Here is a 20,418-nt window from a genome sequence, read left to right on the forward strand (position 1 = left end):
GGGCGCCCCGGTGCCGACGGTCCCGGCGTGACCCCGATCACTTACGGATCAACTAGTCCAAAATAGCTTGACCGGCGCGCCGAGCCGGAGGCAGTATTTTGGTATGAACGATCCAGAAGTCAGGGCGAACGGCACCGGCGGCCACTCCCCACTGAGCCGCTCGATGGTTCTGTTGCTGGCGATAACGTGCGGCGCGGCTGTCGCGAACATCTACTACGCGCAGCCGCTGCTGCCCGTCATCTCCCGGGCCCTGGGGGTCTCCGAGGGGGCCGGAGGTTTCATCGTCACCTCCTCGCAGATCGGCTACGCGCTCTCGCTGGCCCTGCTGGTCCCCCTGGGCGACGTACTTGAGCGTCGCCGACTGGTGAGCGGGCTGCTCGGCCTGAGCGCCTTCGCCCTCCTCGGCGCGGCGGCCTCCCCTTCGCTGGGCACGCTGTACGCCTCGGTCGCGCTGGTCGGGGTGACCTCCGCCGTGGCGCAGATCGTGGTGCCGATGGCCGCTTCACTCTCCGCCGACCATGAACGCGGCGCGGTGGTGGGCACGGTCATGAGCGGCCTGCTCATCGGCATCATGCTCGCGCGGACCGTCGCCGGGGCGCTGGCCGAATTCGGGAACTGGCGGCTGGTGTTCGTCTTCGCGGCGTTCGTCATGGTGGTGCTGGCGGTCATCCTGCGCCTGGTGCTGCGCCCTGTGCCGCCGACCGTGAAGACGCCCTACCCCCAGCTGCTGCGCTCGGTGGTGACGCTGGTGCGCACCGAGTCGCTGCTGCGCAGGCGCATGGGGCTGGCCGCCGTCGGCATGGGCGGCTTCACGGTCCTGTGGACCGCCTCGTCGTTCTTGCTGGCCGGCCCCGCGTACGGGTACGGGCCGGCGGTCATCGGCCTCTTCGGCCTGGTCGGGGTCGTCGGAGCCGCCGCCGCGTCGGCGGCCGGTCGGATGGCGGACCGCGGCCGTGGCCGCCAGGTGACCACCGGCGGGCTGATCGTACTGACGGCCAGCTGGGGCGTACTCGCCTTCGCCGGCCAGGGCGGCCCGCTCGGTCTGACCGTTCTGATGGTCGGCATCGTGGCGCTGAACCTGGCCCAGCAAGCACTGCTGATCAGCCACCAGAGCGTCCTGTACCGCCGCATCCCGCACGCGCGCAGCCGGGTCACCACGGCGCTCATGGTCGCCGCGTTCGCCGGCAGTACCGTCTCATCCGCCCTGGCGGCCGCTCTGTATCCGCTCGTGGGCTGGACGGGAGTCTCCGCGCTGGGCGCGCTGATCGCACTGATCGGTGTGGCGATCTGGATCGTGGAACTCCGCCGCCCGAGCCCCGCGGAACCGCTCGTCGACCCGTCGGCGGAAGAAAACGCCGCGCCCCGCCCTTCTACCGCGAGAGCGGACCATACCCACGCCGATGCCGAGGAGACCGCTCATGCCTGAGATCCGCCGAGTGGCGGTCCTGGACGACTACCAACACACGGCACACCGCTACGCCGACTGGGATTCCCTGCCCGAAGGCGTCCAACTCACCTACTTCTCCGAGCACTTGGGCGGACACGAGGAGGTGGTCGCCGCACTGCGCCCGTTCGACGTGATCGTCGCCATGCGCGAGCGCACCCCCTTCCCCGCCGAGGTGCTCGACAGGCTGCCGAACCTGCGCCTGCTGGTGAGCACCGGCCCGGCCAACGCGGCCATCGACACGGACGCGGCCGCGCGGCACGGCATCGTGGTGTCCGGCACCCGCGCCGCGGGGCTGACCTCGACGGCCGAGCTGACCTGGGGGCTCCTGCACGCCCTGACCCGCTCGCTCCCCGCCGAGGACCGCGACCTGCGCGAGGGCGCCTGGCAGCGGACCGTGGGGCGCGACCTGCACGGCGCCCGCCTGGGCGTCATCGGATTGGGCGGCGTGGGCAGCCGTGTGGCCCAGGTCGGAGTCGCCTTCGGCATGGACGTCGTCGCCTGGAGCGCCCACCTCGATCCCGGGCACGCGAAAGCGCTGGGCGTCACCCCCGTCAGCAAACGGGAACTGCTGACCACCTCCGACGTGGTGACGCTCCACGTCCGGCTCTCCCCGCGCACCACCGGACTCGTCGGCGCCGACGAACTCGCCCTCATGCGGCCGGACGCGCTGCTGATCAACACCTCCCGGGCGCCAGTCGTCGACGAGGAGGCACTGCTGGCCGCGCTGCACGCCGGAACACTGGGCGGAGCCGGCCTGGACGTCCACTCCACCGAGCCGCTGCCGGCCGATTCACCGTGGCGCGACGCTCCGCGAACCGTCCTCACGCCGCACCTGGGCTACGTCACCGCAGGCGCGTACGAGATTTTCTACGGCGACGCACTCGCCGACATCCTCGCGTACGCGGCCGGCGAACCGGTCCGCGCGCTCACGCCATGAGCGGCCCGAGCCCGGCCACCGTCACATGCGGCGGCACCGCCCCTACGCGCGGCGACCTGAGCCCCGTCGCCCCCACATACGGCGGGCCGAGCCCCGCCACCTCCACGCGCGGTGGCCCGAGCTCCACCACCCCGACACGCGGCGGCCCGAGCCCCGCCACCCCGACACGTGGCGGTCCGAGCTCCACCGCTCCCACACCCGAACGAGGAAAGGGACCCACCATGACGACCAGCGAGCAGCCCGCGACCCCCCATCCACAGCACGATCCCGCCGACGAGTCGGGGTGCCGCATGCCGGGCCTGTGGACACGGACGCTGGGCGACCTCACCCTCACCTACGTCCCCGACGCCGGTGTCCACATGATTCCCACCCGCGTCTACCCCGCCTCCGCCGACGAGGACTGGACGGAGCACCGTCCCCACATGACGGACGCGGGCCACCTCGCCATGGGCTGCGGCGCGCTGCTCGTCGAGCGCCACGGGCAGCGCCTGCTCCTCGACGCCGGCCACGGCCGTATCTCGGGCGAGGACCTGGAACACTTCCAGCACGGTTTCGAGCACGTGCAGACCCTCCCCGAGCACCTGGAGCGCCTGGGCGTCGACCCGGCCGCGCTGGAGACGGTCGCCTTCACGCACCTGCACGACGACCACACCGGCTGGGCCCGTCCGGACGCCGCCGACGACCCGCACAGCCTGTTCCCCAACGCGCGCTGGATCGTAGGCGAAGGCGAACTGCAGGGCCTGGACCCGGCCGCCGGCCCGCGGCTCGCCGGACAGAGCGAACGGACGACAGCCGTCGCCGACGGAACCGAGATCGCCGAGGGCGTACGTGCCTGGGCCCTCCCCGGGCACACCACCGGCCACACGGCCTGGATACTCGACACCGGTGACGGCCGCCGAGTCGTGGCCTTCGGCGACGCCATGCACTCGCCCGTACAGATCCAGCACCCCGACTGGGAGGTCGTCCTCGACCACGACCGGGCTCAGGCCGAGGACTCACGCCGCCGACTCGTGGAACTCCTGTCCCAGGACGGCGTCTTCGGCTTCGGCGTGCACTTCGCCGACCAGCAACTGGGAACCGTCGACGGCACCGGCCAGTGGCGCCGGTGGGAGGACGAGACGGACAACCGATAAGCGGGGTACGGCACCCCAGCCGCCGACTTGGGCCCGACCGAGGGGCAACGGGGCGCGGTGGCGCAGTCGTCGGGGCCTCCGCTGTACGGGCCGGGGCCGGCCCGTACAGCGATACCGAGCGCGATGACCGACCAGGTCAGCTCCACGCCATCGCGTTGATCTCGCTGTGGCCTGCGCCATCGCCCTCTATGCCGTCACCGGAGCCGTGAGCTGAGGGGAGGCGGCGTCCCTGGCGGCCGAGGTGCGTCGTTTGTCGGCATCGACAGCGAAAGTTGCGCTCTGAGCTTGGGAATCACCCGGTATTTGAGGGCCTGCGGAGGTGCTGCCCCGGGTATGACTTTGCTGCCGCCACGGACCTCGCGGCTAGGCTGTTCGGCGACCTCTTTGCCGCCGTTCGCCGCCCTGCCTGGCACGTAGCGGCACGGGGGTTGTTGTTCAAAGCGGTCTGGTTCCGTGGGAAACCCGCAGGTCAGTGAGTCTGCTTTCCGTACAGGCGGGGGTGGCCCCCAGCCGCGAGGAGTCTCCTCACACTGTGAGGAGACTCCTCGCACAGGCGGGGATGATCCAGATGCGATGACCGCAGAACTTGGTCATGTCGTCGGTGTCGGACGCCAGCAGCGCGATCGGCCGGGGTTCACCATGCTGGCACAGACGAGGATGCGGTCTCCTCATATACAGCAGGGCCCCGGCCGGTACTGCGGTACTGGGCCCGGGGCTCTGGCGTAGGCAACCGCTTCGCGGGAGCGCCCGCGAGCAGTGCTGGGCGGGCGATCAGGACGATGGCGTGGGTTCGTTGATCGGTACAACGTTGAAGTACTCCTCGATGCGATCGATGAGGCCGCCGTCGAACCGGAAGTACATCGCCGCGTGCACCTCACTGCGGGATCCGTCGGTCGCCGTCAGGTGGAGTACCTGCTGCTGGAGCACTTCGTCGCCGTCCTGGAACTGCCGCACGATGTCGTACCGAAGTGTCTCGACGTCTGCGGCCAACTGCTTCAGCAGTTCCATGTTCTCGTCGATCGGCTGGTCGCCGCTTCCGTCGCTGTGCCACACGGTGGCGGTGTCGGTGCACAGGGACCGCATCGTGGCGTAGTCCCGTACCTCCCACTGCCGGAGGTAGTGCACCGCTGCTGCGCGAAGGTTCTGCTCGGATGCCATCGTTTCTTCCTCTCGGGGGCGCCGGTTGTGGCGGATGTCAGAGGGCGGGGCCGGTCGCGGTGCCGGCGGCCGCTTCTTCTTCGAAGACGGGGGCGCGTTCCCCCGCTTCGATGCGTAGGGGGAGGTGGTTCTCGCGGGGCGGAAGGGGGCAGGGGAAGGCCGACGAGAACATGTGGTGGGGGACAACGGCCTGGTTGAAGTCGATACAGGCCGTGCCCGTGGCGCTCTTGGGTTGGGACAGGATCAGCCACCGGCCCATGCTGGGCGTGTCGGTGCCGCTGGTGCCGTCGGTGAACGTGATCAGCAGGGTGTCGCCGCCCACACCGAACGCCTGGAGCGTGTGCTGCTCGCCTCCCAGGACGAAGACGAAGTCACCAGGGGCCGGGAGGGCGTCCCGCATACTCGGGCTGGTCAGCCGGGTCACCTCCAGGAGGCGTCCGGCGTCCGCCGGACGGTACTCCGCTTCCACAGCCCAGGCTGGGTCCCACGGCCACGCCTCGATCTCGCGCAGGCCGACGAGGGTGGGGGCGGCCGGATCCCACACGACCAGGACGTGGGCTCCCCGCAGTTCTTCGATGGTGCCGCGCCGCCCGTCGGGAAAGGACAAGCGGCTGGTGCTGGCCAGTTCGACCGCGCCGTCCACGGCCTGACCGTCGACGGACACGCCCTCCGCACGGGCCGCGGTCAGCGTCAGGCTCCCCGCGAAGCCGGTGGACGTCCACCGCCCCGGAACCTCGGGGACTTCCTGCCCCGGTTCCGTGATCAGCCGATAGGCGATGCGGCCCGCCTTCCCGTCCGAGCCCGCCATCTCCTCCCATCGGCTACGACGCCACCTGTCGTACCCGGTCGACGCGCCCTTGGCCCCGAAGCAATCACTGGACACAGCGTTCTCCTCTCCAAAATGGGGGTCACTCGCGACCGCCGTCAGGACTCACCGCCGGCCGGGAACCTCGACCGGTTCGACGGCCGGTCGAGGGCCGCCGCAGCGCGGCCACGGACGGCGTGCCGTCCTGCGGCGCGTCACCGCGCACGCCCGACTTGTCGCGGGCCGACCGGTGGGGTCGGTGGTTCGGATGGTGCGTGCGCCCCGAGCACATAAGCGAAATTGCTTGCCGTTACGGCAAACCCGGATAGCGCGCAGCGTTGGGTGACCGTGCTCCCGCATCGCCTACGAGGAAGCGGCCCCGGACCCCGCGAGGACGGGGCGCCGGGGCCGCTTTGATCGCATCAACACCGCCGGGCTGCTCGACCGGTGCATGCGCGACATCCAGGGGCTGCTCATGCCCGCGGGCGTCGACCATCCGGACGACGGCGATCACGTCACCCTCCTGTCCGACCGGGGCACCGAGGTGGCCGCCGGCCGCAACTACGGTGGCCACACCGTCAATCAGGGCGACACCTTGGTTCAGGACACCGGAGCACAGGACGCCCTCGCGCGGGACGGTGTCATCTGGTGACGGTCATCGTCCTCACCCACTGCCCGGTCGGCCTGCGCGGATTCCTGACCCGCTGGCTCCTGGAGATCTCCCCGGGCGTCTTCCTGGGGAGCCCCTCGGCCCGTATCCGCGACGCCCTGTGGGACGAGGTTCGCCAGTACGCCGGCAACGGCCGCGCGTTGCTCGCCTACTCCACCAACTCCGAACAGGGCTATGCCTTCCGCACCCACGATCACAAATGGCACCCCGTCGACCATGAGGGCCTCACCCTCATCTTCCGCCCCTCCGACCGCCCCGCTCCTGCCCCCTCGTCGCCTTCTTCAGGTTCTTCGGGCTGGAGCAAGGCATCCAAGCGCCGCCGCTTCGGCAACCGCGCACCGTGACTTCTTCGCCAACAGCCAGACCTTCCGGTCGTGCTTGCGCAGGACACCCGTACCGACAGCGGCCATACGGCGGGACCGGCTGCGCGCCCGCGGCTCCGGCGATTTCGGGTTCAGCGTTTGACGGCTCGTACGCCGAGTTGCCGGGTTGGTCCGCCCCTTGTGCATGCCGGACGGACGGAGCCACCCGTACTTTCCTGCTTCTCTGGCCTTCGGTGCATCGCGAACTGTCTTGCACCGCTGGCGGGTTCATCTCGATCCCGAGGCCGGGTACGCCGCGACACCCGGCGAGGAATCATCGACGTGCGCCCCCTGGCAACCTCACCCGGGAAACATCGGCGTGAACGCGTAGCCTGTGGCGTGTAGGTATTTCAGGACGAGCGCGTTCCCGTTTGTCCAGTATGCCGTTTTCTCTCATCTTTGCTGAAACGAGTGCTGCTCCTTGGCGAAAGTGCAGCTCATGGAGGCTGCGCCCCGCGCCTGCGGGGATGGACCCTCACGCTGCCACCAATACCCGAGGCCCCGCTACTGCGCCCCGCGCCTGCGGGGATGGACCCGACCCGCACGCGCTGCCACAGCGCCGCATCCGCTGCGCCCCGCGCCTGCGGGGATGGACCCACGCGGCGGCCCAGCACCCGGGTGGCGTTGCACTGCGCCCCGCGCCTGCGGGGATGGACCCGACACGGTTCAGGCCCTCCGGGGCAAAAGGCTCTGCGCCCCGCGCCTGCGGGGATGGACCCGCGGCGGTCCTCAGGGCCTCCGGGGCCAGGGTCTGCGCCCCGCGCCTGCGGGGATGGACCCGCGGTCATGGATGGCTCGGTACAGCCCTTCCCCTGCGCCCCGCGCCTGCGGGGATGGACCCAGGCCAGCCATCAGGCAACACTCCTGTGGTGCCTGCGCCCCGCGCCTGCGGGGATGGACCCAACGCCGGAGCCGGAAACCGGTGACGGATACGCTGCGCCCCGCGCCTGCGGGGATGGACCCCCAACGGTTTCTCCGATCTCCGCGGCGGCTCCCTGCGCCCCGCGCCTGCGGGGATGGACCCGTCACGTGGGAAGCGGCGTACTCCGGGGTGCCCTGCGCCCCGCGCCTGCGGGGATGGACCCGTGGATTCTGGAGAAGGCCCTCGGCGTCAGCGCTGCGCCCCGCGCCTGCGGGGATGGACCCGGTCACTCCGCTGGCGACCCTCCAGGAGCTGACTGCGCCCCGCGCCTGCGGGGATGGACCCTCTGGGGTGCGGTCCGCAGTGAGCCTTCGCGACTGCGCCCCGCGCCTGCGGGGATGGACCAACGGCCCTCCGGGAGAACGCCGAGAGGCGAGCCTGCGCCCCGCGCCCGCGGGGATGGACCAGTGGGACGGGGCGAGTGGGCCCGTTGAGGTCGGTGAGCCTTTCCGGGCCCCGGTCGGGCGGGCGGGTCAGCGTAGTCCGGCGAAGAGATCGTTCTCGGGGATGGCCGCGCCAGTGGTGTCCTGGACACGTACGAAGGTCTCCACGCCCAGCAACCCGCCGAACTTCTCCTTGCCCATCTTGAGGAAGAAGATGTTCTCGCCCTGACTGGCGTGCGCGGCCAGCGAATCGAACTTCTGACCGCTGAATTCGGTGGTGTCCACCCACGTGGTGATCTCGTCGTCGGGGAGGCCGATCTCGGCCAGCGCGGCGGCCTCGGCGGGGTCCGGCTCCGGCATGTCCTCGTGCAACTCGCGCATGGTTTCGCCGAACCGCTGCATCGTCGAGCGGGGCATCGTGGTCCAGTACACCTTCGGTGTCAGGTCGGTCATCTCCAGCGCCGCCATCGTGATGCGGTTGGCCTGGATGTGGTCGGGGTGGCCGTAGAAGCCGTTCTCGTCGTAGGTGACGACCACATCGGGCCGGTAGTGCCGCATCAGTTCCGCGAGTCGGGTGGCGCCTTCCTCCACGGGGGTCTGCCAGAACGATTCGGGGGCGTCGTTGCTCGGCCAGCCCATCATTCCGGAGTCGGCGTAGTCCAGCATCTCCAGGTCGCTGATCTTCAGGACGTCGCAGCTCGCCTCAAGTTCCTGGCGGCGCATCAAGGCGACGGCCGCCGGATCGTGCCCGGGATCGCCCGGCTTGGCGCCCCCAGGTCCGTCACCGCAACCGCCGTCGGTACACGTCACGAGAACCGTGCGGATGCCTTCCGCCGCGTACTGCGCGAGGACCCCTCCCGTGCTGGTGGCCTCGTCGTCGGGGTGGGCGTGTACGGCCATGAGCGTCAAGGGCCAGTCAGTCATGGAACAGTCCTCCTGCGGAAATGGGTCTTGGTCCGAGTGCGCGGCGGGCGTACCGCGATCCCGGGGCCGGGCCCCGGGGCCGAATCCTGGTGGGCCGGACGACCTTGTGGTCTCCGTGCCGGCTTCCCCCCTCGTGCGGCGCCGGTCTCCCGGTCGATGCAACCGTGCCGACCGGGCCGGCTGTTCCCGACGCGGCTGCTTGATCTTCCAGGCGTTGGTGTTTCGACGTGAACGAGACGTACAGGCGCGAGCGACCTGGCACGAAGTCTTCCGGCGCGGAGGTAGTGCGGAGGTAGTGCGGAAGTGGTGCGGAGTCCCTGAATCAGTCCGGACAACAAACAACCCCCGGGCCGTCGGCCTGGGGGTCTGTCGTGGAGCGGGTGACGAGAATCGAACTCGCGCTCTGAGCTTGGGAAGCTCATGTTCTACCATTAAACTACACCCGCGTGAAGCCCCGTGCCGGGGCGTCGTACCGTCGCACACTGTACCCCATGGCCGCCCCCCGGCGCATTTGCCGTGGGGTTTCGTGCTGTCGGGGCGGTGGGGATGCGGCTGCGGGGTGCGGGAGTTGGGGCGTACGGTGTGGGCGCGGAAGTCGGTCGGAGTGCCGCGTGTGAGTGCGCCTGGTCCATCCCCTAATGTGGCTTTTGTCTTTCACGTACATGGGGAAAGGGAATCAATGGAGCGCACCGTCGTCCGTTGTGCCGAAGGGCACGTGTTCAGCACCGCTTCGTTCCCGATGCAGCACCTCAATGCCGGACGGATCGGCCCCGGGCGGCTTCTGCGCTGTCCGCGATGCGCCCGGCTCCGGCACTCCGTGCCGGTCACTGCCGAGGAGCGATAGAGCAAACCAGCGACAAGCAAGCGCACGCGTCTGGGCGGCACACGGGTCCGGTCCGATTGGGCCGGGCCCGTGGCGTGCGCGTACTCTCGTGGAGTGCTTCTCTCAGACAAGGACATCCGGACCGAGATCGACAACGGTCGGGTGCGTATCGAACCGTACGACGAGTCGATGGTGCAGCCGTCGAGCATCGATGTGCGGCTCGACCGCTACTTCCGGGTGTTCGAGAACCACCGCTACCCCCACATCGACCCGGCCGTCGAGCAGGCGGACCTGACGCGTGAGGTCGTGCCGGAGGGGGACGAGGCGTTCATCCTGCACCCCGGAGAGTTCGTGCTCGCCTCGACGTACGAGGTCATCACCCTCCCTGACGACGTCGCCTCCCGCCTCGAAGGCAAGTCCAGCCTCGGCCGCCTCGGCCTGCTGACGCACTCCACCGCGGGCTTCATCGACCCCGGCTTCTCCGGCCACGTCACCCTTGAGCTCTCCAACGTCGCGACCCTGCCGATGAAGCTGTGGCCCGGCATGAAGATCGGCCAGCTGTGCATGTTCCGGCTGACCTCGCCGACCGAGTTCCCGTACGGCTCCGCCAAGTACGGCTCCCGTTACCAGGGGCAGCGCGGGCCGACGCCCTCCCGCTCCTTCCAGAATTTCCATCGCACGCAGGTCTGAAGCGCAGAGGAACAGGTAGAGCACGGCAGTGAGTGACAAGCGCGAGAACCTTACGTATCCGCTCTTCGGCGAGGCCATCCGCGAACTGGCCCAGACCGTCGCCGACGACGGGTACGAGCCGGACATCATCCTGTCCATCGCGCGCGGCGGCCTCTTCGTCGCCGGCGGCCTCGGGTACGCCCTGGACGTCAAGAACCTGCACGTCATGAACGTCGAGTTCTACTCCGGCGTCGGCCAGACCCTTGAGCTCCCGGTCATGCTGCCGCCCGTCCCCAACGTCGTCGACCTCAGCCGCAAGAAGGTCCTCGTCGCCGACGACGTCGCCGACACCGGCAAGACCCTCAAGCTCGTCCACGACTTCTGCGCCGGCCACGTCGCCGACGTGCGCTGCGCCGTCATCTACGAGAAGCCGCAGTCGCTCGTGAAGTGCGAGTACGTGTGGAAGCGCACCGAGGACTGGATCAACTTCCCGTGGAGCGTCGAGCCGCCCGTCGTACGGCGTGAGGGCCAGATCCTCGACGCGTAGGCGGTACGTACGGACGTACGCGAGGGCCCGGCTGCCGTTTGTGGCGGCCGGGCCCTCGCGCGTACGGATCAGGTGTCAGGTGTCAGGCGTCAGGTCAGAACGTGCCCAGCTTGATGATCGTCAGCAGCGCCACCAGCTGAATCGCCGACGCCGCCAGCGCCTTCGGCCACGGCAGGTCGTGCGACTTGCTCACCATCGACGTGAACAGCGCCCCCGCCGCCAGCCACGTCGCCCACCCCAGCACCTGCACGAACGGGCTGTCGCCGCCCAGGAACATCGCGAACAGCAGCCGCGGCGCGTCCGTGAGCGACATGAGCAGCATCGACAGGCCCACCGTCGGCTGCCACTCCCCGTTACCGCCCAGCTGCCGCGCCAGCGTGTGCGTCACCATGCCCAGGATCAGGCTCGCGATGACGACGATCACCGCCGTGGTCAGCACCCACGGGATGCTGTTGGACAGCGTGGCGTTCAGCACATCCTGGCGGGCCTTGTCGAAGCCGAAGACGGCCAGTAGTCCGTAGATGAACGTCACCGTGATCGCGGTCGCCCACATCGAGTGGTCGCGCATCTGCCAGAACGTCGCGCTCGGCCGCAGCACGATTCCGCTCAGCAGGTCCTTCCACGGCAACCGCGGGCCGACGGGCGGCGGGGGCGCCTGGCCGGCGCGGTAGGTGTCGCCACCGGCGTATCCGCCGTCGTTGTACGGACCGTCGTCGTGCGGGCCCTGGTTGTACCCCTGGTTGTACGCGCCGTCGTTGTACGGCGCCTGCCCGCCGTACGGGTCGTGGCCGCCGGGGCCTTCCCCCACGCTGAACTGCTGCGTGTGGCCCGGGTTGTCCCCCTGCCGCCCTTGCCCCTGGCCCTGGCCCTGGCCTTGTCCCTGGCCTTGGCCATGGCCCTGCCCGTAGCGCGGGTCATGGGGCTGGTTCTGCCCCGGCCCCTGTCCCTGTCCTTGGCCCGGCCCCTGTCCGTACGCCGTCGGCGGGCCGCCGAAGTACTCCGGCTCACCCTGGCCCCGCGATTGCTGCCACTGCTGACCCTGGCCGCCGCCGTCACCACCTCCTTGCCGACCGCCGTACGGGCGCCCGTACGGCGGCTGCGCCGGGGGTGGGTTCTGCTGCTGCCCGGGGCGCTGCTGCCCTTGCTGTGCGGACTGGGAGTCCCGTCCGCGTCCGCTCCTGAATCCAGCCACGCTTTCGAACGTACCCGTTCTGTCGAACCACGGTGCCGGGCCTGGGCGGACAGCCCGGCATTGCTGCCGAGCTGTGACATCCCCTAAGGGAAAACTGAGGGTTCACGCGCTGGTCAGGTGCCTCGGCACGGTGGCGGCGAGTGGCCCCTCACCCGTCAGATCGCACCATACGTACTTGCCCTTGAACCCGAAGAACTCCTCCCCGAGCCCGTACCAGCCCCAGTCGTCCGAGCAGAGCGTCACGAGCTGGAGGCCGCGCCCGGTTTCCTCGTCGGTTGTCTCCGCTGTCTCTTGGAGGTGGGGAGGGGTGGGGTCCGTGTCCCAGACTCCGATGCGAAGTTTTCCGTGCGACCACCACAGGCGCATCGATGCCGGTCCGTCCGTATGGCGGAGCGCGTTGGACAGCAGTTCGGTCGCGAGCAGTTCGGCCCGGTCGATGAGATCGGGGAGGTCGTGGAGGGTGAGCACCGCTCGCAAGGTCGCACGGGCGATGGCCGCTGCGCGGGTGTCGTGCGGGACGTAGAGGGTGTAGTCCCAATTCTCGTCTTCATAAGCGGAGTTGGACATACGGGTCTCCGTACGGTGGGGGGCGCCGTGCGGTGGCGTTGTCGCGACCCGCGCTGGGCGCGCGGACGCGGTGCGCTTCCGGCTTACCGGCGAGCACTGTGTGAGTGACGCGTCACGTACTGTAGGGGACTAGGTTGTGACGTCACAAGCTAGTGACGGATATTGCTCGGGTGTGACTGGACCCCTGGCACTGCGGCACGCCAGACTTCCAACAGCCGTGGAGGAAGGGATCTATGCCGCCGAGGATGCAGCCCACTGCCCGTCAGCAGCGACTGGGCGCCGAGCTACGGAAGTTGCGTGAAGCGGCGGGCATGACCGCGCGCGAGGCCGCCGGGCTGTTGGGAACCAACCCGATGCACATGAGCCATGTGGAGTCGGGCAAGGCCGGAGTCAGTGAGGAGCGAGTCCGCCGACTGGCGTCGAACTATGCCTGCGCCGATGGCGATTTGATCGATGCACTGGTCGCCATAGCGACGGAGCGTGGGCGGGGGTGGTGGGAGGAGTACCGGGGCGTTCTGTCGTCGGGTTTCTTGGACCTGGCCGAGTTGGAGCATCACGCGACGTTCCTGCGGTCCGTTGAGGTTGTCAGCGTTCCCGGTCTTATGCAGACCGAGGACTATGCGCGGGCCGTTTTTGGGTACATGGTGCCGGAACTTCCGCAGTCGGAGATCGAACCTCGCGTCGCGCATCGCATGCGGCGGCGTCGGATCATTACCGGGGACTCACCGATTGGGTACGAGGTCGTGATTCATGAAGCTGCCCTGAGGTTCAAGGTGATGGACAGCAAACTCGCCCGCGAACAGATCGAGTTGATTCTCGATCTATCCGAGATGGGCAACATCTCCGTGCGTGTAATCCCTTTCAACGTTGATGGCTTTGCCGGAGCCAACTGTTCGATGCTGCATGTTGGAGGCCCAGTTCCCCAGCTCGACACCGTGCAACGCGACGCTCTCCTCGGTGGAATCTTTATGGATGCGCAGCCGCAGATCGCGAGGTTCGTCAAGGTCTTCCACAAGGTGGAAGCGGCAGCACTAGAGGTCGACGAGTCGCGGGTCTTCTTGCGGCGGATGGTGGATGAACTGTGAGGAGCAAGGAAATGGCAAAGGCCATCGAATGGCAGAAGTCCTCCTACTCTGCGGGCGGTGACGGGGCGAACTGCCTTGAACTAGCCGCTGTCGATGGCCTGGTATGGCTCCGTGAGAGCGATGCCCCCGGTGGCTTCATTGCGGCCACTCCGGCTGCGCTCCGTGCGCTTCTTCGGACCATAAAGGCGCGCGAGTCAGGCCGACTCGCTTGAGGTGAACGGCCTATGAGGGGTGAGGCAATGGCAAGGGCTATCGAGTGGCAGAAATCCTCCTTCTCCGGCGGGGGAGACGGGAACGCCTGTCTCGAACTGGCTGCTGTCGACGGCGAGGTGTGGCTCCGTGAGAGCGACGTCCCCGGCGACGTCATCGCCGCTGCTCCGACCGCTCTGCGGGCATTCATACGGGCCGTGAAGGCGGCCGGTGCTTGATGCTGGATACATGAAAGGAGTAGAGATGTTCGCTGATTAGGCCTTTTCCCCTGGAAGGTGCCGGTTGCTGGGAGTTCTCCGGTTGCAGTCTTGGCTTCCTCGGTGTGACCACGGTGGTGGTGGTGTCAGAAGCGTCACTTGCCGATGAGATGCCGCGGGAATGTGTTCTTCCTCCTGTCTCATCCCAAGAGGCCACGCTGTGCGGTATTTTCCCGTCAGTCGACGCGGTCTCTGGGCAGGCTGGAAAATCAGCGGTACGCAGACGTCATGACGGAACGCCGACCGTATCCGAGCGACCTGTCCGACGCCCGCTGGGTTCTGGTGGAGCCCACCTTGACCGCCTGTGTGACCTGCTCGACGCGATCCTGTACGTCGATCGCACCGGCATCCCCTGGCGCTGCCTCCCACACGGCTACCCGCCGCACCAGACCGTGTACGCCTAATTCGCCCGCTGGCAGAAGGACGGCGTGTTCAAAAGCTCAACGGCCTGGCATCGACGTCGGCAAGAAGGTCGCAGGCAGGAAGCGGAGCATCATCACCGACACCCTCGGCCTGCTGCCGGCAGTGCTGGTCACCGCCACGAGCGTGCAGGACGGCACCGTCGGCCGACAGCTGCTGACCAGCGTTTCCGCCGAGCACCCCACCATCCGCAAAGCCTGGGACGCCATGGGCTATAAGAACGCCGTCGTCGAGCATGGCGCAACTTTGGGCATCGACGTCGAGATGGTCCGCCGCCCCCGGCCACCAGGAGATTCGCCATTCAGCCTCGTCGCTGGGCCGTCGAACGCACCCTGGGCCGGCTCATGAACCACCGCCGCCTGGCCCGTACGAAGCCCTGCCCGCCCGCTCCGAAGCCATGATCCAACTCGCGATGATCAACCTCATGACCCGCCGACTCGCCAGCGAAGCCACCCCCACCTGGCGCGGAACCTGACCCTCAAAACCAGGGATGAAACACCCAGTAACTGAAGCACCCCGCTTCCTCGCCGTTGTTCAGGAATGGGATACGGACACGGAGGACCCGGACGGGGGAGTCGTCGCCTGGGGGCTGGCCCATGAGGACGGGCGTGTCCACGTAGTCAGCGCTGAAGGCCGTACGCAGTACAGACTCAACTCGCCCGAGCAGACCGTCTGCTGGTTCGGCCGAGAACCCGGGGTGACGGCACGGATCGTGTGGTTCGCGCCCCCGGCGAACCCGGCATTCGAGCGGGCCGAAGCGGCGTGAAAGCGGTCCGGTCATGGTGACCCGTGTCGGATGAAGCGAAAGGGCTCGGCGCCCGAGGCTCTGGCCTGGGCGCCGAGCCTTTTCCTTAGCGGAGCGGGGCCGCGTTCTGCGGGCTTATCTGTTCAGCGCACATCCTTTTCGTGGTGTGTCTCAAGTCACAGCGTGTGTCTTAGGGATGACCAAGGAATCCCAACTCATATCTATGCCAGCCCGCTGCCGTTGGGCGCACCATAAGGGTGGCCCTGGCGGGCCGAACAGGGAGATCCCGGATCATGGACGAGGAAACCATAGTTACGCTGGCTGCTGGCGCGCAGACGATCGCTGGGGCGATAGAGGTGGTGGCCCGGTACGTGGGGGGCCGGGCGTGGCGCAAGGTCCTGCCGGCCGCCGACGGAGGGAGTTCCGACCCGGTGGCCAGGGCGGCGGCGATGCAACTGGACGTTCTGGTCTACCCCAGTGTCGCGTTCGAGGCCGTGGTGCGGGCTGTGACGGGTGCCAGCCGGGAGGACGCGGAGGACGCCGCTCAAGAGGCCTTCCTCGAGGTATGGAAGTACGTCTTGAGCGGCCAGTGGGCTGAGATCAGGAACCCGCAGGCCTGGCTCCGCCGGGTGGCACGGAACAAGTACCGGGGGTCTTTGCGCACCAAGGGGACACTGGTCGATTCGGCGCCGCCGGATGAGCAGACCGATCCGGGGCTTGCCGAACCGGTGGCCCAGACCATCGATGTGGTGAGCGCCCTCAAACCGCTGGACAGCCTCACCGCCGCCGTACTGGCCCGGCATCTGGACGGTGCTTCCACCGGGGAGATCGCCGAGCACCTCGGCATCAAGTCGAAGAAGGTGTCGAACCGTAAGGCCAAGGCCCGCCGTGTCCTCGAAGGCTATCTGGCTCCGCCCGCTCCATGGCCGGCGCCGACCGACATCGTGGCGGACTCGGAATCATTGACGGCTCACGGCAGGGACCTGCGGATGATGAGCCCTGACGATCGACAGGAGATCCGGACGGCGATTGCCGAGTGGCGGGAGCGGCTGCGCAAGTGTCCGGCTGGGAAGCTCAGCGTCGAGAGTTCGTCGATCGTCCTGATGAGGACGGCCAGGCTGGCGGAGGAATTGACCGCGGATCGGGAGGAGCACACTGCCCTGGATCTGATCCGGGTTGCCGCCCCGCATCTGAGGTCCCTGGCCTATCGACGCCCGGAGGCGTCCAGGCCGGTCGTGTTCGAGGTGCGACGTGCCCGAGCCGAGGCGTTGTCCGAGCTTGGCTGGTATCAGAAGGCCGAGACGGTACTGGGGAGGTTGTGCGAGGGCGAGCGGGAAGTGTTCGGCGCTGCCGACCCCCGGACGGAGTTGCTGCTTCACTGGGCTCTGGTGGGGCAGGGACGATTGCGTGATACCGAGGCGGGGTTCTGTGCTCTGGAAGCCCGCCTGAAGCGGTCACGTGGTGTCGGGATGCCGCTGCACGTGCAGTGCAGGAAGGGCTGGCTGCTGAGCCTGCTGGGCAAGGTGGATGAGTCGGTGTGCGTCTACACCTCCGTCATTTCCGGCCGGATCGGTGGGCTCGGCGAAGACCATGCCGACACTCTCGACGCGGGGCACTCCCAAGCGAAGGTGCTCTTGGCGGCTCGACGATGGGAGGAGGCGCTTGCCCTGCTGCAGGGCGTGTCCGAGGGGCGGGCACGGGTCCAGTCGGACCATCACTCCGACACTCTGGAGTCCTGCAAATACCGCATCGTGGCCAAGGTGCTGGGCGAAGCGCGTAACAGTCGCCGACTCGGTGTAGCGGTCCAGGACCTCGAAGAGATCCTGCGCATTCAGGCCCGTCGGCACGGCCTGAACTATCCCATGAGCCGAGACACAGCTCGTTGGCTCGACTGGCTTCGCCGAGTTCAGGAAGCGGGCCGCTTCGGCGAGTTGCCCCCCGATCTGTGACCAAGCAACCTCGAACCGGGGCCAGTTGGCCCCGGTTCGAGGTCCGTCGTCGTGGATAGGACGACACTCAACTCGTTTTCGAACGGGAACCGCTGACAGTGAGGTAAACCATGAGGCTTGGACTGCTGACGGCCGCGCTCGGCCAGATGTCGTTGGAACAGATCGCCGCCTGGGCTCCGCGGGCCGGATACCAGTCGTTGGAGGTGGCGACCTGGCCAGTCGGCAGCGAGCACATCCACCAGGCTGCCCACCTGGACGTAGCCGACTTCACCGCCGCCGACGCCGACCGCGTGCGCGAACTGATGGCCTTTCACGGCCTGACCATCTCCGCGGTGACCTACTGCGACAACAACCTGCGCGGTGACCGGGCCGAGCGCGACCTCGTCCACCGGCATCTACGGGCCTGCATCGACACGGCCGCGACCCTGGGTGTCCGCAAGGTCACCACGTTCATCGGCCGCGACATCTCCCTGCCGATCGCCGACAACCTCAAGCAGGCCGAAAGGTATCTACCCCCACTGGTCCGATACGCGACCGACCGGGGCGTGACGCTGCTGGCAGAGAATTGCCCGATGGAGGGATGGCACCCCGACGGCTACCCCGCCAATCTCGCCTATTCGCCCGAACTGTGGGACTGGATGGCCGACCTGGGCTTCGGCCTTACCTACGATCCTTCCCATCTGCCCTGGCTGGGCATCGATCCCCTTGACGCTCTCCGACACGCCCTGGACGCCGGCATCGTCGGCCATGTTCAGGCCAAGGACATTCAGATCGACGAGCGGGCCCGCACCCGCTACGGCGTCTTCGGCAAGACTGTCGGACGGGCCTCTCCCACAGATGTCGGCTGGTGGCGCTACCGCGTCCCCGGCCGCGGGCAACTCGACTGGAACGAGATCATCGACACCCTCTACTCGGCCGGATACACCGGCGACATCGCCGTCGAACACGAAGACCCCGTTTGGGGCGGCGCCCTCGACCAGATCCTGCAGGGCCTGCGCATCGCCGCCCACACTCTGAAGCCTTTGATCATCACCGAACTCGACCCTCAGGAACCGTCAGACGACCACCGAAGCCAGCAGAGCCCTGAACAAAGGTGACCGGCCTCTGGCCGGTGCGGATTCGGTGATGCCGAGGGAATCGTGAACGCAGATCCTGTGTGGACCACCGGTAGTGGAGAAGGGCAGACCCCCCTTGTCCACCACCGGCCTTGGCCGTTCGCCCGACGAAACACCCAGTGAGCTCAACTGGCAGAAGTCCTCCTACTCTGCGGGCGGTGACGGGGCGAACTGCCTTGAACTAGCCGCTGTCGATGGCATGGTGTGGTTCCGTGAGAGCGACGCCCCCAGCGACGTCATCGCCGCCACCCCAGCCGCCCTGCGCTCGCTTCTGCGGACCGTAAAGGCAGGCCAGGCGGAACACCGCGCATAGGCACGGTCGGCTCTGCCGAAAGGCAGAGGGGCGGATCGGTCCTGAGGTCCACGAATGCGCGTCCGTAGCGATCGATACTGGGTGGCGTGCCCCTTACCAGCCGTTTCCGCCGTTCCGTCCGCCCTCCGCCGGAGGCCGTGGCGCGTCCGGGGGGAGTGGGCCGGGGCGTCGCGGAGACGGTCGGGGTGGCGGTTGCCGCGTTGGGTCTGTTCGCGGTCGCACGGGGGCTGTGGAATCTGCCGCACGTCTGGTTTCAGGTGGGTGCGGTCGGGGTCGCTGTGGGGCTCTTTCCGTTGCGGCGGCGCGGGGCCGATGCCGTACTCCTGGTTCTCGCCGTTCTCGCCGGGGCGGCGCCCGTCGTCGGTCCGGTGCTGGCGGCCACCGCGTACACGGTGGCGCTCGGCACGGTTCGGCCGCGCCACCGGACCCGGCGGCTCGGCGGCGCGAGCTTGCTGGTCATGGCGTCGGGGTTGGCGACCGGCTCTTCGGTCGGTGCGGGGACGGCCGTTTACGGCCTGGAGCTCGGGGTGGTGCTGGCGGCGACCGCCGTGGTCGTGCCGGGCCTGGTCGGAACGGTGTACGGGCAGCAGGCGCGGCTGTTGCGGGCGTTGCGCGAACGCGGTGACGAGGCCGAGCGGGCGCGCCGGTTCGCGGACAGTGAGGCCCGTACCCACGAGCGGGCCCGGATCGCCGCCGAGATGCACGATCTGGTGGGCCACCGGCTCAGTCTCGTCTCGCTGCACGCCGGCGGCCTGGAGCTCGCCCTCGACCGGGCCGCGCCGGAGCTGCGCGAGGAGGCGGTGCTCGTCCGGCGGGCCACTCGGGACGCGATGGGCGAACTGCGGCAGGCGCTCGGGGTTCTCGGCCCGCTCGGGCGGGACACGGGCCCGGACGCGCTCACCGACGCGACCGGCACCCGGGCGGACGTCGAGGCGCTGGTCGCGGAGTCCCGTGACGGCGGGATCGGCGTACGGCTGGAGTGGAGCGGCCCTGACCTCGACGGATGCCCGGCGCGGGTGCGGCGCGCGGTGCACCGGGTGGTGCGGGAGGCGCTGACGAACGTACATCGGTACGCGACGGCCGCCCATGTCGCCGTGCGGGTCGAGCACGACGACCGGACGGTGCGGGTGACGGTGCGCAATGGGGCGCCGCCCGCTTCGTCCGGCGCACCGTCCGAGGCCGGTACGGGGCGCGGGCTGACCGGCCTGCGTGAGCGGGTCGAACTGCTCGGCGGCGCCTTCGACGCCGACGCGCTGCCGTCCGGCGGATTCCGGGTGATCGCGGCCATCCCGGCGGAACCGGACGACGCCGTCGCCGGGAATCAGTTCGGGGGCGGCGCGAGGGCTTCCGTGTCGGCCGCGAGCGACGACGCGGCGGCGCTGTCGCGCGGGCCGCGCACCGCAAGAGTGCTGACGTTCGGCCTCGGGGCGGTGGGGCTGTGGGTGCTGATGGCGCTCGCGATCGCCTTGGTGTACGGCCAGCCGAGGCACTTGACCCCGCCTCCGGAGCCGCGCCTCGGGATGTCGTACCAGGAGCTGAAGGGGGTCTACGACAGCGCGGCCGAACGCGCCGCGGCCACCGGGCATGAACCGCCGCGGCCTGCCGGTACCGCGGGCTGCGTTTTCCCGCCCGCCGGCCGTGGCCCCCGGCCCGGCGAGTTCGCCGTCACCCGGTACTGCTTCGACGCCTCGCGGCATCTCATCTCCATCGACCGTTTCACCGTCCCGTCCGTACGGGACGCCTCGCCCTGGGAGACCCCATGACCGAGCCTGTCCGGATGACGGA

The 20,418-nt window shown here is 68.8% G+C and carries 20 protein-coding genes, 1 tRNA gene, 1 pseudogene and 1 CRISPR repeat array; of the genes and pseudogenes, 16 read left to right on the plus strand and 6 right to left on the minus strand.

Going from position 1 to position 20,418, the window contains the following annotated elements:
• Positions 1–103: 103 nt before the first annotated feature.
• From AC07AB_RS03445 to AC07AB_RS03455, 3 genes are all read left to right on the plus strand, one after another.
• Positions 104–1,426 (plus strand): MFS transporter, encoded by a 1,323-nt coding sequence (locus tag AC07AB_RS03445; protein WP_478559250.1) that lies wholly within the window; start codon positions 104–106, stop codon positions 1,424–1,426.
• On the plus strand, positions 1,419–2,384 hold the full coding sequence (locus AC07AB_RS03450; protein WP_478559253.1) for a D-2-hydroxyacid dehydrogenase family protein: 966 nt from the start codon (positions 1,419–1,421) through the stop codon (positions 2,382–2,384). The genes AC07AB_RS03445 and AC07AB_RS03450 overlap by 8 nt, the downstream gene beginning before the upstream one ends.
• Positions 2,385–2,605: 221 nt before the next feature.
• Positions 2,606–3,517: an MBL fold metallo-hydrolase gene (locus AC07AB_RS03455; RefSeq protein WP_478559256.1), complete on the plus strand. Its 912-nt coding sequence runs from the start codon at positions 2,606–2,608 to the stop codon at positions 3,515–3,517.
• A 771-nt stretch (positions 3,518–4,288) separates the two neighbouring features.
• Here AC07AB_RS03455 and AC07AB_RS03460 read toward each other — a convergent pair.
• Both AC07AB_RS03460 and AC07AB_RS03465 read right to left on the minus strand, forming a co-directional pair.
• The gene (locus tag AC07AB_RS03460) at positions 4,289–4,675 is read right to left on the minus strand and encodes a nuclear transport factor 2 family protein (RefSeq protein WP_478559259.1); all 387 of its coding nucleotides are present in this window, start codon (positions 4,673–4,675) and stop codon (positions 4,289–4,291) included.
• A gap of 37 nt (positions 4,676–4,712) precedes the next feature.
• A complete protein-coding gene (locus tag AC07AB_RS03465) occupies positions 4,713–5,558 on the minus strand; it encodes a DUF1684 domain-containing protein (protein ID WP_478559262.1) in 846 nt (281 codons plus the stop codon).
• Between the two features lie 373 nt (positions 5,559–5,931).
• Here AC07AB_RS03465 and AC07AB_RS03470 point away from each other — a divergent pair, with 373 nt between their 5' ends.
• Complete coding sequence (locus AC07AB_RS03470) at positions 5,932–6,132, plus strand: hypothetical protein (RefSeq protein ID WP_478559265.1); 201 nt, start codon at positions 5,932–5,934, stop codon at positions 6,130–6,132.
• The gene (gene cas2e, locus AC07AB_RS03475) at positions 6,129–6,494 is read left to right on the plus strand and encodes a type I-E CRISPR-associated endoribonuclease Cas2e (protein WP_478559268.1); all 366 of its coding nucleotides are present in this window, start codon (positions 6,129–6,131) and stop codon (positions 6,492–6,494) included. The genes AC07AB_RS03470 and cas2e overlap by 4 nt, the downstream gene beginning before the upstream one ends.
• Before the next feature lie 464 nt (positions 6,495–6,958).
• A CRISPR array of direct repeats spans positions 6,959–7,841; the repeat unit is 29 nt; unit sequence CTGCGCCCCGCGCCTGCGGGGATGGACCC.
• A gap of 66 nt (positions 7,842–7,907) precedes the next feature.
• Here the strand turns inward: cas2e and AC07AB_RS03480 are convergent.
• Both AC07AB_RS03480 and AC07AB_RS03485 read right to left on the minus strand, forming a co-directional pair.
• The gene (locus AC07AB_RS03480; RefSeq protein WP_478559271.1) at positions 7,908–8,741 is read right to left on the minus strand and encodes a PIG-L family deacetylase; all 834 of its coding nucleotides are present in this window, start codon (positions 8,739–8,741) and stop codon (positions 7,908–7,910) included.
• A gap of 372 nt (positions 8,742–9,113) precedes the next feature.
• Positions 9,114–9,187 (minus strand) — tRNA-Gly (locus tag AC07AB_RS03485).
• 491 nt (positions 9,188–9,678) lie between these two features.
• Between AC07AB_RS03485 and dcd the strand changes: the two genes are divergently transcribed.
• Together dcd and AC07AB_RS03495 are read left to right on the plus strand one after the other, a co-directional pair.
• A complete protein-coding gene (dcd, locus tag AC07AB_RS03490; RefSeq protein ID WP_478559274.1) occupies positions 9,679–10,254 on the plus strand; it encodes a dCTP deaminase in 576 nt (191 codons plus the stop codon).
• A gap of 28 nt (positions 10,255–10,282) precedes the next feature.
• Positions 10,283–10,780, plus strand: a complete 498-nt coding sequence (locus tag AC07AB_RS03495; protein WP_384384417.1) for a phosphoribosyltransferase — start codon at positions 10,283–10,285, stop codon at positions 10,778–10,780.
• A 94-nt stretch (positions 10,781–10,874) separates the two neighbouring features.
• Here AC07AB_RS03495 and AC07AB_RS03500 read toward each other — a convergent pair whose 3' ends face one another.
• Entirely contained in the window at positions 10,875–11,972 is a 1,098-nt protein-coding gene (locus tag AC07AB_RS03500; protein WP_478559277.1) for a Yip1 family protein, read from the minus strand.
• A gap of 102 nt (positions 11,973–12,074) precedes the next feature.
• On the minus strand, positions 12,075–12,539 hold the full coding sequence (locus AC07AB_RS03505) for an ATP-binding protein (RefSeq protein WP_478559280.1): 465 nt from the start codon (positions 12,537–12,539) through the stop codon (positions 12,075–12,077).
• A gap of 245 nt (positions 12,540–12,784) precedes the next feature.
• Between AC07AB_RS03505 and AC07AB_RS03510 the strand changes: the two genes are divergently transcribed.
• From AC07AB_RS03510 to AC07AB_RS03550, 9 genes and pseudogenes are all read left to right on the plus strand, one after another.
• Positions 12,785–13,624 carry a helix-turn-helix domain-containing protein gene (locus AC07AB_RS03510; protein ID WP_478559283.1) on the plus strand — a complete coding sequence of 280 codons (840 nt, stop codon included), beginning with the start codon at positions 12,785–12,787 and terminating at the stop codon, positions 13,622–13,624.
• 11 nt (positions 13,625–13,635) lie between these two features.
• Positions 13,636–13,836 (plus strand): DUF397 domain-containing protein, encoded by a 201-nt coding sequence (locus AC07AB_RS03515; protein ID WP_478559286.1) that lies wholly within the window; start codon positions 13,636–13,638, stop codon positions 13,834–13,836.
• A 27-nt stretch (positions 13,837–13,863) separates the two neighbouring features.
• On the plus strand, positions 13,864–14,052 hold the full coding sequence (locus AC07AB_RS03520) for a DUF397 domain-containing protein (RefSeq protein WP_478559289.1): 189 nt from the start codon (positions 13,864–13,866) through the stop codon (positions 14,050–14,052).
• Between the two features lie 267 nt (positions 14,053–14,319).
• A pseudogene (locus tag AC07AB_RS03525) lies at positions 14,320–14,986 on the plus strand (transposase).
• Positions 14,987–15,001: 15 nt separating this feature from the next.
• Positions 15,002–15,277 carry a hypothetical protein gene (locus AC07AB_RS03530; protein ID WP_478559292.1) on the plus strand — a complete coding sequence of 92 codons (276 nt, stop codon included), beginning with the start codon at positions 15,002–15,004 and terminating at the stop codon, positions 15,275–15,277.
• A 272-nt stretch (positions 15,278–15,549) separates the two neighbouring features.
• Complete coding sequence (locus AC07AB_RS03535) at positions 15,550–17,205, plus strand: RNA polymerase sigma factor (RefSeq protein ID WP_478559295.1); 1,656 nt, start codon at positions 15,550–15,552, stop codon at positions 17,203–17,205.
• 110 nt (positions 17,206–17,315) lie between these two features.
• Positions 17,316–18,302 (plus strand): sugar phosphate isomerase/epimerase family protein, encoded by a 987-nt coding sequence (locus tag AC07AB_RS03540; protein WP_478559298.1) that lies wholly within the window; start codon positions 17,316–17,318, stop codon positions 18,300–18,302.
• A 73-nt stretch (positions 18,303–18,375) separates the two neighbouring features.
• Complete coding sequence (locus AC07AB_RS03545) at positions 18,376–18,633, plus strand: DUF397 domain-containing protein (RefSeq protein WP_478559300.1); 258 nt, start codon at positions 18,376–18,378, stop codon at positions 18,631–18,633.
• 86 nt (positions 18,634–18,719) lie between these two features.
• A complete protein-coding gene (locus AC07AB_RS03550) occupies positions 18,720–20,396 on the plus strand; it encodes a sensor histidine kinase (protein ID WP_478559302.1) in 1,677 nt (558 codons plus the stop codon).
• The last annotated feature ends 22 nt before the right edge of the window (positions 20,397–20,418 follow it).

The sequence above is a fragment of the Streptomyces sp. NPDC044033 genome (assembly GCF_056434425.1).

Excerpts from the sequence above, each read along its gene's own strand:
- AC07AB_RS03445 (WP_478559250.1), top strand. The coding sequence starts at position 104 with ATGAACGATCCAGAAGTCAGGGCGAACGGCACCGGCGGCCACTCCCCA.
- AC07AB_RS03450 (WP_478559253.1), top strand. The coding sequence starts at position 1,419 with ATGCCTGAGATCCGCCGAGTGGCGGTCCTGGACGACTACCAACACACG.
- AC07AB_RS03455 (WP_478559256.1), top strand. The coding sequence starts at position 2,606 with ATGACGACCAGCGAGCAGCCCGCGACCCCCCATCCACAGCACGATCCC.
- AC07AB_RS03460 (WP_478559259.1), bottom strand. The coding sequence starts at position 4,675 with ATGGCATCCGAGCAGAACCTTCGCGCAGCAGCGGTGCACTACCTCCGG.
- AC07AB_RS03470 (WP_478559265.1), top strand. The coding sequence starts at position 5,932 with ATGCGCGACATCCAGGGGCTGCTCATGCCCGCGGGCGTCGACCATCCG.
- AC07AB_RS03480 (WP_478559271.1), bottom strand. The coding sequence starts at position 8,741 with ATGACTGACTGGCCCTTGACGCTCATGGCCGTACACGCCCACCCCGAC.
- AC07AB_RS03505 (WP_478559280.1), bottom strand. The coding sequence starts at position 12,539 with ATGTCCAACTCCGCTTATGAAGACGAGAATTGGGACTACACCCTCTAC.
- AC07AB_RS03510 (WP_478559283.1), top strand. The coding sequence starts at position 12,785 with ATGCAGCCCACTGCCCGTCAGCAGCGACTGGGCGCCGAGCTACGGAAG.
- AC07AB_RS03515 (WP_478559286.1), top strand. The coding sequence starts at position 13,636 with ATGGCAAAGGCCATCGAATGGCAGAAGTCCTCCTACTCTGCGGGCGGT.
- AC07AB_RS03520 (WP_478559289.1), top strand. The coding sequence starts at position 13,864 with ATGGCAAGGGCTATCGAGTGGCAGAAATCCTCCTTCTCCGGCGGGGGA.
- AC07AB_RS03530 (WP_478559292.1), top strand. The coding sequence starts at position 15,002 with ATGAAACACCCAGTAACTGAAGCACCCCGCTTCCTCGCCGTTGTTCAG.
- AC07AB_RS03535 (WP_478559295.1), top strand. The coding sequence starts at position 15,550 with ATGGACGAGGAAACCATAGTTACGCTGGCTGCTGGCGCGCAGACGATC.
- AC07AB_RS03540 (WP_478559298.1), top strand. The coding sequence starts at position 17,316 with ATGAGGCTTGGACTGCTGACGGCCGCGCTCGGCCAGATGTCGTTGGAA.